General features: G+C 68.8%; 14 protein-coding genes. 9 read left to right on the top strand and 5 right to left on the bottom strand.

Annotated features, from left to right (window positions below):
- Nucleotides 1–125: 125 nt before the first annotated feature.
- From A6I89_RS21740 to A6I89_RS21730, 3 genes are all read left to right on the top strand, one after another.
- Complete coding sequence (locus A6I89_RS21740; RefSeq protein WP_022593738.1) at nucleotides 126–1,646, top strand: acyl-CoA carboxylase subunit beta; 1,521 nt, start codon at nucleotides 126–128, stop codon at nucleotides 1,644–1,646.
- A gap of 23 nt (nucleotides 1,647–1,669) precedes the next feature.
- Nucleotides 1,670–2,038, top strand: a complete 369-nt coding sequence (locus tag A6I89_RS21735; protein ID WP_022593739.1) for a RidA family protein — start codon at nucleotides 1,670–1,672, stop codon at nucleotides 2,036–2,038.
- 71 nt (nucleotides 2,039–2,109) lie between these two features.
- Nucleotides 2,110–3,600 (top strand): DUF6578 domain-containing protein, encoded by a 1,491-nt coding sequence (locus A6I89_RS21730; RefSeq protein WP_022593740.1) that lies wholly within the window; start codon nucleotides 2,110–2,112, stop codon nucleotides 3,598–3,600.
- A 46-nt stretch (nucleotides 3,601–3,646) separates the two neighbouring features.
- Here A6I89_RS21730 and A6I89_RS21725 read toward each other — a convergent pair whose 3' ends face one another.
- Complete coding sequence (locus tag A6I89_RS21725) at nucleotides 3,647–4,114, bottom strand: DUF6069 family protein (RefSeq protein ID WP_005515982.1); 468 nt, start codon at nucleotides 4,112–4,114, stop codon at nucleotides 3,647–3,649.
- Nucleotides 4,115–4,422: 308 nt separating this feature from the next.
- Between A6I89_RS21725 and A6I89_RS21720 the strand changes: the two genes are divergently transcribed.
- The gene (locus A6I89_RS21720; protein ID WP_044990379.1) at nucleotides 4,423–5,091 is read left to right on the top strand and encodes a carboxypeptidase regulatory-like domain-containing protein; all 669 of its coding nucleotides are present in this window, start codon (nucleotides 4,423–4,425) and stop codon (nucleotides 5,089–5,091) included.
- An 81-nt stretch (nucleotides 5,092–5,172) separates the two neighbouring features.
- Here A6I89_RS21720 and A6I89_RS21715 read toward each other — a convergent pair whose 3' ends face one another.
- The 3 genes from A6I89_RS21715 to A6I89_RS21705 form a co-directional block, all read right to left on the bottom strand.
- Complete coding sequence (locus A6I89_RS21715; protein ID WP_044990407.1) at nucleotides 5,173–5,754, bottom strand: hypothetical protein; 582 nt, start codon at nucleotides 5,752–5,754, stop codon at nucleotides 5,173–5,175.
- 284 nt (nucleotides 5,755–6,038) lie between these two features.
- Nucleotides 6,039–6,614 (bottom strand): RNA polymerase sigma factor ShbA, encoded by a 576-nt coding sequence (gene shbA, locus A6I89_RS21710; protein WP_022593743.1) that lies wholly within the window; start codon nucleotides 6,612–6,614, stop codon nucleotides 6,039–6,041.
- 36 nt (nucleotides 6,615–6,650) lie between these two features.
- Nucleotides 6,651–7,547 (bottom strand): hypothetical protein, encoded by an 897-nt coding sequence (locus A6I89_RS21705; RefSeq protein WP_022593744.1) that lies wholly within the window; start codon nucleotides 7,545–7,547, stop codon nucleotides 6,651–6,653.
- 172 nt (nucleotides 7,548–7,719) lie between these two features.
- Here A6I89_RS21705 and A6I89_RS21700 point away from each other — a divergent pair, with 172 nt between their 5' ends.
- Nucleotides 7,720–8,994 (top strand): ion channel protein, encoded by a 1,275-nt coding sequence (locus A6I89_RS21700; protein ID WP_022593745.1) that lies wholly within the window; start codon nucleotides 7,720–7,722, stop codon nucleotides 8,992–8,994.
- Between the two features lie 20 nt (nucleotides 8,995–9,014).
- Here the strand turns inward: A6I89_RS21700 and A6I89_RS21695 are convergent, their stop codons facing one another.
- On the bottom strand, nucleotides 9,015–9,881 hold the full coding sequence (locus tag A6I89_RS21695) for an alpha/beta fold hydrolase (RefSeq protein ID WP_022593746.1): 867 nt from the start codon (nucleotides 9,879–9,881) through the stop codon (nucleotides 9,015–9,017).
- Nucleotides 9,882–10,120: 239 nt separating this feature from the next.
- Here A6I89_RS21695 and A6I89_RS21690 point away from each other — a divergent pair, with 239 nt between their 5' ends.
- The 4 genes from A6I89_RS21690 to A6I89_RS21675 are packed head-to-tail and all read left to right on the top strand — an operon-like array spanning nucleotide 10,121 to nucleotide 13,900.
- Complete coding sequence (locus tag A6I89_RS21690; protein WP_022593748.1) at nucleotides 10,121–11,965, top strand: multicopper oxidase family protein; 1,845 nt, start codon at nucleotides 10,121–10,123, stop codon at nucleotides 11,963–11,965.
- A 57-nt stretch (nucleotides 11,966–12,022) separates the two neighbouring features.
- The gene (locus A6I89_RS21685; RefSeq protein ID WP_044990381.1) at nucleotides 12,023–12,409 is read left to right on the top strand and encodes an ArsR/SmtB family transcription factor; all 387 of its coding nucleotides are present in this window, start codon (nucleotides 12,023–12,025) and stop codon (nucleotides 12,407–12,409) included.
- Entirely contained in the window at nucleotides 12,406–13,497 is a 1,092-nt protein-coding gene (arsB, locus tag A6I89_RS21680; protein WP_022593752.1) for an ACR3 family arsenite efflux transporter, read from the top strand. Before A6I89_RS21685 ends, arsB begins: the two co-directional genes overlap by 4 nt.
- Before the next feature lie 4 nt (nucleotides 13,498–13,501).
- The gene (locus A6I89_RS21675; protein WP_022593754.1) at nucleotides 13,502–13,900 is read left to right on the top strand and encodes an arsenate reductase ArsC; all 399 of its coding nucleotides are present in this window, start codon (nucleotides 13,502–13,504) and stop codon (nucleotides 13,898–13,900) included.
- The last annotated feature ends 13 nt before the right edge of the window (nucleotides 13,901–13,913 follow it).

Raw genomic sequence — 13,913 nt, 5'->3', positions numbered from 1 at the left:
GGGGTTGGTCGTCCGCCGTTTCCGGTGAGTGGGGGCGTCTGTTGCAGGCCCCCGCGTTCCTTCGTACATTCACCTCGCCGGTCGTCGACGTGACCCGGCTCACTCGGTGTCGAGGAGGGTCGAGGGTGAATGCGGGAAACGGCGCCGACTGGGCGCCGCTGCTCGAGCAACTGGCCGAGCGGAGGGCGGCGGCCCGGGCGATGGGCGGCGCCGACAAACTCGCGCGGTACCGGGCGACGGGGCGCCTCGACGCCCGCAGCCGTGTCGCCGGTCTGCTGGATCCGGAATCCTTCGTCGAGTTGGGGCCGCTCACAGGTGATCCCGCCATTCCCGCGGACGCCTTCGTCGCCGGGTCCGGGACGATCGACGGGCGGCCGGTGATGGTCGGCGCCGAGGACTTCACCGTCGCCGGCGGGTCGATCGGCACCGCGGCCGCATCCAAGCGCACTCGAGCCGCGCAGCTCGCGCTGCGCAACCGGACGCCGCTCGTGATGATGCTCGAGGGTGCCGGACATCGCGCCACCAATGCGCTCGAGCGGAACCGTCCCGCGCCCAACGACCTTCAGGCGATGGCCGATCTGTCGGGGCTGGTGCCCACCGTTGCGATCGTGACGGGTCCGTCGGCCGGACACGGCGCGCTCGCTGCGCCGCTCTCGGACTTCGTGATCATGGTCGGTGGGCACGGCGCGCTGTTCACCGCGGGCCCGCCACTGGTCGCCGCTTCCACCGGCGAGCAGATCGACAAACAGACGCTCGGCGGTCCGCAGGTCGCGATCGACACGTCGGGTGTGGCGCACAACCTCGCGGAGTCCGACGACGCCGCGCTGGCGCTGGCCCGCCGGTACCTGTCGTATTTCCCGAGCAGCGCGTGGCAGCGGCCACCGTGGGTGGGGCCGGACGGAGGCAACCACGACGTGGGGGAGCGGGCTCTACCGGAACTGCTCGACCTGGTCCCGGTCAACCAGAAGCGACCCTACGACATGCGGGCGATGCTCGCGGCCGTCGCGGACGCGGGCACCGTCACCGAGATTCAGCCGACGTACGGGACGTCGATCATCACCGCGCTGGTGCGCATCGGTGGACATGCCGTCGCGGTCGTCGCGAACCAGCCGACGGTGACGGCGGGCGCGGTGACGGTGGCGGCCGCGGACAAAGCGGCGGCCTTCCTCCAACTCGCGGGCGCCTTCCACCTGCCGGTGCTGTTCCTCGCCGACAACCCGGGTGTGATGGCGGGCAGCGCATCCGAGAAGGCCGGGATCCTCAAGGCGAGTGCTCGCATGTTCGCCGCGCAGCACCGGTTGCGGACACCGAAGTTCCACGTGACGGTACGCAAGGCGTTCGGGTTCGGCAGTTCGGTGATGGGCGCCAATCCCTACGACAACCAGACGATGACGCTCGCCTTCCCCGCGGTCACGCTCGGCGGCATCCCCGCCGACGTCGGTGGACGCACCGCGAAGGAGGACGACGACACCCGCCGGGCTCTCGTCGAGAACGAGGCGTCAGGGCCGTGGGCGTTGGCGCAGACGCTGTTCTACGACGACGTCATCGACCCGCGGGAGTTGCGGAACACCCTGATCCGCGGGCTGGACGCGAGCGTTCGGGACGGCGCCGCCGAACCCGTCACGCACCACGGCTACCTGCGCTGACCTGGAATCGAAAGGAACACGACGTGTCGAAGAATTGGGAAGAAGAGTACGGCTACTCGAACGCGGTGCGCAGCGGCGACCTGCTGTTCTGCTCCGGCCAGGTCGGGCTCGAGGCGGACGGGAGCGCCCCCGCCGATCCGACGCGGCAGTACGACCTCGCGTTCGAGACGATCGGCAAATTGCTCGCCGAACACGGTGCGGCGCCGGCGGATCTGGTGGAACTCATCAGCTTCCACGTCGACTTCCCGCAGCACATGACGGAGTTCATGGCCGCGAAGGCACGCTTCCAGAACGGCGCCCGGCCCGCGTGGACTGCGGTGGGCGTGGCGGCCCTCGGTATGCCCGGCGTTCTCGTGGAGGTCAAGGCGACGGCCCGGATTGGCGGGGCCTGACCCGGAAGCTCCCTTTGCGCGGCGCCGACAGCCGCTACCATCGGCCACATGGCTACAGTGCAGAAAGGCTCATGACGAGCCGTCGAACGCTTGTCGTTCAGATCGAAGAGATTGCGATCGAGGACGGTGAGATCGCGCCCCCGCGGGTCGGGGAGGTGATGTCGTTCCCGCTTCGATTCGTCGAACTGCCCGAGTCCGCCGGTGACGTGGTGACGGTGCGGGTGCCGTTGGAACCGAGTACCCGGCCCCCGATCCGGCAGTACACGGGCGAGGACACCCCGCGCAGCTGGGAATGGTCCGGGCTATTGCGCGGCGACGGCTGGACCGCGTCGTGGCGGGGTTTTCGGCCGCTGACCGGGCGGGTCGAACTCACCGGAAGGTTCTACGGAGTCCTGGGGAACGACGACGGCCGGGTTCGCGGCCGTGTCACCCGTGTCCGGATCGTCAGCGCACGTTTCCGCCGCAGGACTCCGGGCGGCTGGGAGATCGTGCCGGGACATCGGCGGCTGCGGGACGTCGACGCGGCGCCGCGGTTCTTCGACCGGGACGCGCTGTTCGAGAGCGAGAGCGACGAGGCCGACGGTGACGTCGGAGCCCTGGTCGACCTCGACCTCGACGACGTCCCGGAGTTGCCGGCTCGACCGAGCATCGTCCCCGGCGACGTGTCCGCGGCCGGCGGGGTGCTCTGGGCCGCCGACAGTTCGCTGCCGCTGGTGGTGAGTTTCGGCGCCGATCACGTTGTGGGCGAGCACGTCCTGCCGGCCGCGATCGGGAAGTCACGCCGTATCTGGGCTACCCCCAGTGGATGCTGGGTCACCGGCGCTGACGGGGTGTTTCGTTGCGAGCAGGGCGAATCCCCGACCCAGGTCGACGACACCGACGTGCAGGTGGCGGCGGTGCTGGGGGAGACGCTATTGGTCTGCCGTCCGGACGGCAGATGGGTCGTGCACGAACCCGACCGCGATCGGATCGACGTCGCAGGACCCGAAGGGCATGTCATATCCGTTGTCGCGGAGGACGATCGTTTCGTTGCCGCCGTGCGGGTCGAGGGCTCGGCGTTGCGACTCGTGAGCATCTCCCCGGATGGCGGGGTGACCATCGGCTCGGCTCTCACCGTGACCGGTCGGCAGTATCGGATGTTTCTTGCAGGGGCGCCGCTGCGACTGTTCGGCGGAGACCGGGCGACTCTCGTCCGAGAGGACCTGACGCTCGGGGCGTCCCACACGCTGCCGAAGGCGCTGTGGGGCGGCGGCAGGGTGGGGCCGTTCGTGTGGTTCACCGATCATCCGCCGGATGGAACCGGGCGATCGGGGTGGTGGCCGCTGGCCGAGCCCGCCACGTGCGAGAGCACACGTCAGTTCTGGCTGTTCACACTCCTGGACGGACGCACTCTCGTACCCGTCAGCAGCACACCGGTCTTCACGACGCATCCACGTGTGACCATCGACGACCACGGCACCGTCCTGCTGATCGCCGATGGCGTTCGCGTCATCCCCGGTGAGACGATGCGGTGGCCCGAACAGATCGACGTGGCGGCGCTGGTCGACGAGGAGCGGGGATGACCGAAATGTTCGCACTCACGGTGGGCCAGTCCACCGTGAGTGTCGGTCAGGGCCGCGCGGTGAACGTGCTCTGCGCGGACGCCGCGACCCCCGACAGCAGCGACACGATCGCGATGCCGACCACGAGGTAGATGGCACCGCTCGCGATCTGCGACTTGGTGGTGGCGTCGACGCTGAACGGCCACAACGCGAAGGCGGCTGTCGCCAGGATGCCGATCCACGTGAAGAAGGTGGAGGCGCGTGGCGTCGAGATCAGCAGCAGGTGCAGCAGTCCGGTGGCGATCAGGGCCGCGATCGCGGCGTAGACCGCCACCGTGGTGACCTGTGAGTCCCACGGCGTGTGCGGCGGCGAGATCACAGGGGTATCGATGGGGCCGCGTACGGCGAGCACCCCAACCACTCCGGCCAGCGCCGCGACGATCGCAGTAGCGACCCCGCCCGCCCAGAGTCGTTTCCAGTTGACTGCCGTGCGAGTGACGCGAACCGTCGATTCCGTGCTCGTCGAGTGGCTCATCGAGTGCTCCTTACGGATCTCGAACCGGATGTGCCGTGCTGTTCAGGCTATGCCGGGAGCCGTGCTTCGCGGGCTGGCTCGGGGAGAATCGTGGCCGGACCGAACCGAACGTTGCCGACGGGTGAAATCGGAGGGTGAAATCTGTCCGGTTCGAGAGTTTGAGGGGGATCGAAAATCATTGCCTCTCTTGGCCGGATCCCGTTGACCCGACACTCGTGACCCGTGCAAACTTTCGCAGCGGCGCGAACGACGGGGACGCGCTTGTCACCGTGGGTGGCATCGTTTCGATCGAATCGAGAACAGTGAACATGAAGCGCATCGCTCTGGCCTCCCTCGCGCTCGGCGTGGGCCTGGTTGCGGCTCTTCCGGGAATCGCGTCGGCGCGGTCGGACGACTCGGTCGCGGGAACGTTGGTCAACACCTGTGACCCGATGGGGAACGCCGGAGGCATCTGGGTCGAGTTGTGGGACGACTCGGGCCGAATCGATTCGGTGATCACCGATGCCGAAGGGGACTATGCCTTCGTCGACCGGGCGCCCGGCAACTATGTCGTCAAGCCGTACATCGGTGCGGGCTGCGGTGCCTTCCCGGGAACCCGGGCGGTGGACACCACCAACGGACCGGCCTACGACGTCGATTTCCGTGTCACCACAGTTCACGACATCACCGGAGCCGTGACAGGGTGCCCGCAGCCCGAGGGAGTGGGCGCGCCCGGAGTGACGGTGAACGTGAGCGACGACAGCGGCCTTCTCGCGACGACCGAGACCGACGACTTCGGCTTCTACTTCTTCCAGTGGCTCGAGGCGAAGACGGATTACACCGTCGAGGTGGTCGCGCCGGCCGGCTGCGGGGCCGACGACCCGACCCGCTCGGTCGATCTGGATCTGGGCGATGCGAATCGTGTCGACTTCCAGCTCGTGCCGCAGTACACGGGCTCCTTCCAGAGCGTCTTCTCCGGATTCGCATTCGGCAGCTGACCACCGGACTCCCTGGGGAGGGAAACGGCGCCGACACCCGATCGGGTGTCGGCGCCGCCCAGGGAAGCGCGAAAGGCTGCGTTACTGAGCCGGGGCCGTGGAGCCGAGGGGCAGACCCGCGAGCAGATCGCCGAGATCGGCGGGGAGCAGATCCTGGAGGCTACCCAGGTCGAGGTCGGCCGGCAGCAGGCCCTGCAGGCTGCCGAGGTCGACGCTGCCGAGCAGGCCGCCGACGGGCACGATCTGCGGGTCGCCCACGGCGGGCAGTTCCGGGTTGGTCAGCGAGATGCACTCGCCCACAACCGCGTACACGCCGTCCTGGAGATCGGTCGTGAACGTGTCCTCGGCGCCCGCGCCGACCCGCTCGGCCACATCCGTCTGCCACGCCAGGAAGCCCGGTTCCGTGATCTTGCTCGGATCCGCTTGCAGCGCAGGAAGCTTGGTGGCGTCGAGGGCGAAGGCGCCGCAGCTGGTGGTGGGATCTTCGTTGGTGTTCGCCACGGTGACCGAAAGCGTGTTGCCGTCGACGCCGGTCGTCACCGTCGGGCTGGCCAGCTCGACCGGTTCGGCCGAGGCCAGGGCGGGTGCCGCGAGCGCTGCCGCGGCGACGATCGCAGCCCCGCCGAACGCGTGACCGAGAGTCTTCCGATTACGCAACTGCATGTTCATCCCCTTCCAAATGTGAACCATCGGAACGTGATCGAGGCTGTCGCAGTCCGAAGACCAAGATCACCCCTCCACCATTGACGCAGTGGGACGGGGCTGCAACAGCAAAGTCGGTCGAACGGGGCGAATCGGTCGAGGGATCGAGGCGCGGCCGGAGGTCGGAGGCGCGCGGACAGCGCTGCGAACAGGGCAAACCGAGCGGTCAGTCGCCGCGGTAACGATGCTGTAACGGTATGAGCTGGACGGGTGATCGCTCTTTGCCACGCTTCGGGTTTCGCGCCTCACCGCGAGGCGAGCTGGGCGCGTAGCCGGTTCAGCGCCCGGTGCTGCGCCACTCGGACGGCGCCCGCCGTCGTGTTCAGCACGCGCGCGGTCTCGGCCGCGCTCTGATGCTCGACGATGCGCAGGCGGAGGATGGTGCGTTCGCGCGCGGTGAGGACATCGATCAGCGACCACGCATGTTGCGTGTCGTGGGCCCGCATTGCGTGCTCCTCGGGCGTATCGAACTCCACGGGGACCTCCGGAACGATATCGACCGGAACCGATTTGTCGCGACCGAACGCGCGTAACGCATCGACGATCTTGTGCGAGGCGATCCCGAACACGAACGCCGTGAATCTGCCGCGGTCCTCGTAGCCCGGGAGTGCACGCATCACGGCGATGCACACCTCCTGGGTGACGTCCTCGGCCGACAGGCAGCGCGACCCGCGCAGCCTCGACCTGCAGAAGCGCAACACCATCGGCCGCACACGAGCCATCAGCTCCGCCATCGCGTCGTCGTGCCCGGCGCAGGCGGCGGCCGCGACGGCATCGAGGTCGACGGCGCGGACCGGAGGAGGAGTGAAGGTGGAACTCACATCCGACAGGTAACCCGCGGAAGCTGGCGTCTTCCTTCAGCGAATCATGGAAGTCTCTGTGAGTGGTTCCCCCGGACCGCGCAGGTAACGCCCGACCGGTCCCTCGTCGAGGGCCAGTGCCTTCGTGATCACCGAGGCGCCGACCACGATGCCGCACGCGACGAACATCCACCCGATCGCGGTGAAGACCAGGCCGAGATCCCCGAACTTGGATTCGGCGGTCGCGACCGTCCGCGGCAGGACGACGTTGCCGCCGATCCGCAGCACAGTCAGACCCGCCGCGGTGATCAATCCGGTCGACCACAGGACGCGCGCCGACAGGCGACGCTCGGTGAGCAGATACGGCACCAGGGTCCACAGCCCCGCCCAGACCGCGAACTGGGCGACCAGGACCAGGGAACTGCCCAGGTACGGAACTCCGAGGAGCACCCGTGTGGCACCGATCAGCGCGGCGCACGACGCCACAGACAGCAGCACCGCGATCCACCGCCACCAGCTCGCGAACTTCAGCGTCGGCACGTGCCACACCCGCCCGTACATCCGGCCGAGGGCGCGGGCGAAGGACGTCCCGCCGAGCAGCACCATCAACAGACCGACGATCCCGAAAGCCGCGAACGAGGGTTCGTCGACGCCGAGGCCGTCGGTGCTCACGTCGACGCTGTCCATGTCGATGCCGAACTGGTCGAAGAAGCCCTTCGTGAACGTGTCGTGGCTGCCGATCGTCGAGGCCACGATCACCACCGGCAGCACCGACGTGAACGATTGGGCCGCGAGCGTCATGGACCGGTCCGCCCATTCGATGTCGACGAAGCCCGACAGCATGCGCTGAACCGTCCGTCCCGGAGCGGTGCCGCGCAACCAGCCCTGTGCGGATTCGGACCGGGCGGCGAGCGCCTCCCGAGCCAGCGCGACATTGAACCTCGACGACCGCACGGCATCCCCTTCGGAACGAGCAGCGCCGGGGAGGCGGTCGCCACCCGACGGATTCCGACAGCGTAGGCGAACCGGGCGTGGCTGGTGGGCAGGCGAATCGGATGACGCACCGGGTGCCACGTCGGCGCAGTACGGTGACGAGGCGCCCGATCCCGAGTCGTCGGAGGCGCCGTTGCAGGACGAGGAGCGCGACCAGGAACGCCCGGACGCCCGCGTGATCGCGCGCGAGGCGATGCTCGCCCTGTTCGTCGGAGTCGGGGCGACCGCGATGCCTGTCGCCGTCCTCGCCGTCGCGCGCGCGGTCGCGGACTTCCTCTACGAGACACTCCCGAGCGCGCTGGGGTTCGCCGGCGATGCCCGCTGGTGGATCGCGATCGTGCTGACGGTCGCCGGCATCACCGTCGGCCTGGTCGTGTGGCTGGTGCCCGGGCACGCCGGCCGAGACTCGGCGACCGCGGGTCTGATCGGACCGCCGATCCCGCTGCGGGTGCTGCCGAGCCTGCTGCTCGCGCTGGTCGTCGCGCTCGGTGCCGGCGTCGGTCTCAGCCCCGAGAACGTCCTCATCTCGGTCAACGCCGCCCTCTCCGTGTGGGTGGTGGCTCGGGTGGGGCCCGCGATCGCGTCGGACCGGGTCGCGGCGCTGGCGACCGCCGCGACGATCGGCGTGCAGTTCGGTACCCCCGTCGCGGCCCCCCTGGCGTACCTGGAACTCACCGGGCGGCGCGTACAGGGCAACCTGTGGGACGCGATCCTCGCACCGCTGGTCGCAGCCGGGGCGGGGGCCGTGACGATGGCGGTCCTCGACCGGCCCGTCCTCGCGCTCGACCTGCCGGGCTACGCGACGGTGACGGTGTGGGCCGTGCTCGGCGGGGTCGCGATAGCGACGGTCACCGCCGTGACAATGCTCGGAGCGGTGTACGCCTACCGCACCCTGCACGCGTCGTTCCACCGACTTCGGAACCCGGTCCTGATGACGGGGCTGGGCGGCGTCGTGCTCGGTCTGCTCGGGGCGCTCGGAGGCCGGGAGTCGATGTTCCGGGACATCGGGACGATGCGCGACGTCGTGGCGTCGGCGCCGGAGACGTCCGTTCCACGGCTGCTCGTGCTCGGCGGGTGCAGCCTCGCGGCCTTCGCGGTAGCTGCCTCCAGCGGGTTCCGCGGAGGACGCGTCATCGCGTCGGCAGCCGTCGGCGTGACCGCGGGAATGATCGGGCACGCGCTCGTTCCGGGGGTGCCGGTGCCGCCCGCGATCGCGTGCGGGGTACTCGGCGCGATCGTGGTCGCGGTGCGTAGTTGCTGGCTCGGGATCTTCGTCCCGGTGGCGATGGTCGGCTCGGTGACGGTCCTGCCGATCCTGTGCCTCGCCGTGCTGCCGGTGTGGCTGCTGGTGAAGAATCGCCCGACCATGACCGTTCGCCTTCCCCGCGGGTCACCCGACGATCGGTGACCCGCGGAGACGGCTGTCGATTACGTGCGGTCGCGCAACAGGAAGGAGAGCACCGACGCCAGCCAGGCGTCGCGGGCCTCGATCATGGTCCAGTGCCCGCAGTTCGGGAAGACGTGGAACTCGGCGTTGGGGATGTCGCGCATCGGCAGCAGACCCATGTCGACGGGGCTGACGCGGTCGTCGCGTCCCCACGTGATGAGGGTCGGGGCCTTGATCTTGCCGAGCTTCGCCCAGTACGGGGTGATGTCGGCCTGCGCGGCCGCGGCGGCCATCGCCTTCATCGCGTTGCTGCTGTACATGCGGCGGGCGATCTCGAGGGTCTTGGGCTCGGTCGCGAGCGCCCAGCGTTCCTCGATGAGCTGCTCGGTCACCACGGCCGGGTTGTAGACCATCGAGTGCAGCCAGCGGATCAGACTCTCGCGGGAGGGATTGTCCGTGAACTCGGTGAGCAGCTTGATGCCCTCACCGGGGAAGGGGGACACGACGTTCTTGCCGATGCCGCCGATCGAGACGAGCTTGTTCACCCGCTCGGGGTGGGAGATCGCAATGTTCGCGCCGACACCGCCGCCCATCGAGTTGCCGATGATGTCGACGGTGTCGAGGCCGAGCCCGTCGAGGAAGACCGGCACGGCACCCACGGCCTCGACCATCGGGTGGCCGTCGCACGGGTCGGACACGCCGAAGCCGGGGAACTCGAGCACGTAGCAGGTGAAGTGCTCCGCGAAGTCGGCGAGGACGCCGCGATAGTTGCGCCAACCGGTGACGCCGGGACCGGAACCGTGCAGCAGCAGCAGCGGCGGACCGTCGCCGGCCTGGTGGTACCGGAGCACACCCTGATCGGTGTGCAGTTCCCGCTTGGAGTCCTCGTAACTGATCTCAGTAGTCATCGTCCGCCTCTGTTGGTCGCGAATGTCATCCGGGTCACCAGCCTGTCCTGAATCTCCACCGAGCACCACATCACCTCCCGCGCAGTGAAAACCTTTCGCGGGGCGATTCGCCCGGGTCGCCGGAAATCCGCCGGTCGATCCCGGTTGATCCACGCAAAGCGCCAGGGCGGCAGTCGGTTCCGGCGTACCGTCGGGCGGGCGTGCTCCGGCAGGGCGACCATGGGGGAGTGTGACGTGACATGAGCGGACGGATCTCGCGACGCGCGTTCAATCGAGGACTGGTGTGGACGGCCGGGGCGATCGGGGCCGGTGCTGCGGGAATGGCCGCGGTGCGCGCCCAGGATCTCGGCGATCTCGGCAATATCGATCCCGCGCGTCCGCTGCTGTTCGCATCGCCCGAGCTCGAGCCGTTCGTCGATCCGCTACCCCGGCTCCCGGTGCTCACCGGCTCGCAACTCGAGCTGCGGGCCGCGAGTACCACCCACCGGTTCCACCGCGACCTCGCACCGTCCCCGGCTCTCGCGTACGGGGGAATGGACTACCTCGGCCCCACCGTCGAGGCACATGCCGGAGACGCGATGACCGTCGCCTACCGCAACGAGATCGGCGTGCACCCGCTGGCGGCGGACTTCGACACGACACTGCACGGCGTCACCGAGCAGGACCGGACGTCGGTACCGACGTCGATGCACCTCCACGGGGCCGTCACGCCGCCCGAACACGACGGTCATCCAGCGTTCCTGCAGCGTCCCGGGCAAGGGCACGTGCACCACTATCCGAACGGGCACGAGGCCACCCAGCTCTGGTATCACGACCACGCGATGGGCATCACCCGACTCAACGTGTACGCGGGGTTGGCCGGCATGTTCCTGTTGCGCGACGAATTCGACACGGGGACAACCTCCAACGCGTGGGGGTTGCCGTCCGGTGAGTTCGAGTTGCCGCTGGTTCTGCAGGAGAAGATCTTCACCGCCGACGGACGGCAGAGCATCCGAGCGACGCCGGTGGTGCCGCAGGGGCGCTGGGACGGCGGCACCCCGGGCGACGTCGGCGTCGTGAACGGCAAGATCTGGCCCGAACTCGAGGTGGCGCGCGGGATGTACCGGCTGCGCCTGGTCAACGCGGCGTCGTTCAGCGTGTGGAACCTCTTCTTCGGCAACCGGATGCGGTTCTGGGTCCTGGGCATGGAGAGCGGCATGCTCGCCGCTCCGGTACCGACAACGCGGATACGCCTCGCGCCCGGTGAGCGCGCCGACCTGCTCGTCGATTTCGGCGCCGTGGAGCCCGGCGGCACCGTGGAGTTGTGCAACGACGAACCGCCGCCGCTGGCGGCGTCGCAGCGCGGGGCGCGGGCCATGCCGTTGTTCTGTCGATTCCGCCTGGCCGACGGGCGCGGATTCACCGCGGCCGTCCCGGAAACCCTGCGCGGCGGGGCCGGACAGCCGGCGGACCTCGAGCCGGTCCCGGCGCCACAGGTGCAGCGGACCGTCACCGTCATGCAACTGCCCGATCCGTCGACCGGCAGTGTGCTGATGTCGCTCAACAACCTTCGCTTCGGTGACGCCGACATCGAGATGCCGCGGCAGGGTGCGGTCGAGCAATGGGACATCGTCAATGTCACACCCGAGCCGCATCCGATTCATCTGCACCTGGTCAACTTCCGGGTTCTCGGGCGGCAGGACTTCGACGTGGCGCGGTACACCCGGGAGAACCCGGCACCACCGGTCGGGACCAAGTGGGCCCCGCCCGTCGACGCGTTCGTCACCGGACCGCTGATTCCGCCGGAACCGTGGGAGGCCGGTCCCAAGGACACCGTCGTCGCGAATCCGGGAACCGTCACCCGGATCGTCGCGGTGTTCCCCACCGCCGGCCGGCTGGGATTCGACCCCGACGCGACCTTCGGTGTCGGCGAGCTCGCGGCTCCGGTGCCGCCGCAGCACGGCGGCCACGGCACGCCCGCCCACGCCGGGCACGATGCGGCACCGGCCGCGTCCGGCCCGTTGCAGGGGTACGTCTGGCACTGCCACATGCTCGACCACGAGGACCACGACATGATGCTCGGTTTCCGCACCGTCGCCGAGTGACCCTACGGACGGCACCCCGGTCGGGAGCGGTGATTCGATCAGTGTCAATATAGATACATGTCGAATCAAGAGCCCGTGGGGACGTGCTGCGCCCCGCTCGGGGTCCGGCCGCTGGCGGAGGACCGGGCGAACGATCTCGCTCGGATGTTCAAGGCGCTCGGCGATCCGGTACGTCTGCGGATGCTGAGTCTGATCGCCGCCCACGAGGGCGGCGAGAGCTGCGTCTGCGACATCTCGCCCGCGTTCGACCTGTCCCAGCCGACGATCTCCCACCACCTGAAGGTGCTCCGGGAGGCGGGTCTGCTCGACTCGGAGCGGCGCGGAACCTGGGTGTACTACCGCGTGATTCCGTCGGCCCTGGAGCAGCTTTCGACGGTGCTGTCCGCGGAATGGGGTGGCGTTGCCGGCTCGGCCTGCCCGCAGGTCGTGGAGATCGTCCGATGACCGACACGAGCAACCGGACCGCGGTGGTCGGCAAGCTCTCGACGCTCGATCGGTTCCTGCCGGTGTGGATCGGCGTCGCGATGGTCGTAGGCCTGCTGCTGGGGCGGACGGTGCCCGGCCTGGGCGATGCGCTGTCGTCGGTGGAACTCGACGGCATCTCGCTGCCGATCGCTCTCGGCCTGCTGATCATGATGTACCCGGTACTGGCGAAGGTCCGCTACGACCGCCTCGACACCGTCACGGGTGACCGGCGGTTGCTGCTCGGATCGCTGCTGCTCAACTGGGTTCTCGGTCCGGCGCTGATGTTCGCGCTCGCGTGGATCTTCCTGCCCGACCTGCCGGAATATCGGACCGGCCTCATCATCGTGGGCCTCGCCCGCTGTATCGCCATGGTGATCATCTGGAACGACCTCGCGTGCGGCGACCGGGAGGCAGCCGCGGTACTCGTGGCAATCAACTCGGTGTTCCAGGTGATCATGTTCGCGGCGCTCGGGTGGTTCTACCTGTCGGTCCTGCCCGGCTGGCTCGGCTTGGAGCAGACCACGATCGACACCTCGCCGTGGCAGATCGCGAAATCCGTTCTGATCTTCCTCGGCATCCCACTTCTGGCCGGGTTCCTCACTCGATACTTCGGTGAGAAGTCCAGGGGCCGAGCGTGGTACGAGTCGACCTTCCTGCCGAGAATCGGTCCGTGGGCGCTCTACGGATTGCTGTTCACGATCGTGATCCTCTTCGCGCTGCAGGGCGAGCAGATCACCTCGCAGCCAATGGACGTGGTGCGGATCGCGATCCCGCTGCTGGCGTACTTCGCGATCATGTGGGGTGGCGGCTACCTGCTCGGCGCGGTCGCCGGGCTGGGCTACGAACGCACCACCACGCTCGCGTTCACCGCGGCGGGCAACAACTTCGAACTCGCCATCGCCGTGGCCATCGCCACCTACGGCGCCACCTCCGGTCAGGCGCTCGCCGGCGTCGTGGGCCCGCTGATCGAGGTTCCGGTGCTCGTCGGACTCGTCTACGTCTCCCTGGCGTTGCGTAAGCAGTTCGCGCGCCCCGCGTTCGCGCAGGCGTCGTCGAAGGAGGCCTGAACAGATGACCGTGCCCAGCGTGCTGTTCGTCTGCGTGCACAACGCCGGCCGGTCCCAGATGGCCGCCGGATTCCTGGCTCACCTCGCGGGGAATCGGATCGAAGTCCGCTCCGCCGGCAGTGCACCGGCCGACCAGATCAACCCCGCAGCCGTCGAGGCGATGGCCGAGGTCGGCATCGACATCTCGGCGCAGTCCCCGAAGATCCTCGACGCCCGCGCGGTGCAGGCATCGGACGTCGTGATCACGATGGGCTGCGGCGACACCTGCCCGGTCTTTCCTGGAAAGTCCTACCGCGACTGGGTGCTGGACGACCCGGCCGGGCAGGGGTTGGCCGCCGTCCGACCCATCCGTGACGAAATCCTCGTCCGGGTGAAGGCGCTGATTGCCGAACTCCTGCCCTAGTCGGCGGGTGCCG

It is taken from the genome of Prescottella equi (assembly GCF_002094305.1).
Lineage (GTDB): Bacteria > Actinomycetota > Actinomycetes > Mycobacteriales > Mycobacteriaceae > Prescottella > Prescottella equi.
This window is presented reverse-complemented; position numbering and strand designations above follow the sequence as displayed.

What these genes read in the sequence shown, in the direction of transcription:
- A6I89_RS21730 (WP_022593740.1), top strand. Translation starts at nt 2,110, where the DNA reads ATGACGAGCCGTCGAACGCTTGTCGTTCAGATCGAAGAGATTGCGATC.
- A6I89_RS21725 (WP_005515982.1), bottom strand. Translation starts at nt 4,114, where the DNA reads ATGAGCCACTCGACGAGCACGGAATCGACGGTTCGCGTCACTCGCACG.
- A6I89_RS21720 (WP_044990379.1), top strand. Translation starts at nt 4,423, where the DNA reads ATGAAGCGCATCGCTCTGGCCTCCCTCGCGCTCGGCGTGGGCCTGGTT.
- A6I89_RS21715 (WP_044990407.1), bottom strand. Translation starts at nt 5,754, where the DNA reads ATGCAGTTGCGTAATCGGAAGACTCTCGGTCACGCGTTCGGCGGGGCT.
- A6I89_RS21695 (WP_022593746.1), bottom strand. Translation starts at nt 9,881, where the DNA reads ATGACTACTGAGATCAGTTACGAGGACTCCAAGCGGGAACTGCACACC.
- A6I89_RS21690 (WP_022593748.1), top strand. Translation starts at nt 10,121, where the DNA reads ATGAGCGGACGGATCTCGCGACGCGCGTTCAATCGAGGACTGGTGTGG.
- A6I89_RS21685 (WP_044990381.1), top strand. Translation starts at nt 12,023, where the DNA reads ATGTCGAATCAAGAGCCCGTGGGGACGTGCTGCGCCCCGCTCGGGGTC.
- arsB (WP_022593752.1), top strand. Translation starts at nt 12,406, where the DNA reads ATGACCGACACGAGCAACCGGACCGCGGTGGTCGGCAAGCTCTCGACG.
- A6I89_RS21675 (WP_022593754.1), top strand. Translation starts at nt 13,502, where the DNA reads ATGACCGTGCCCAGCGTGCTGTTCGTCTGCGTGCACAACGCCGGCCGG.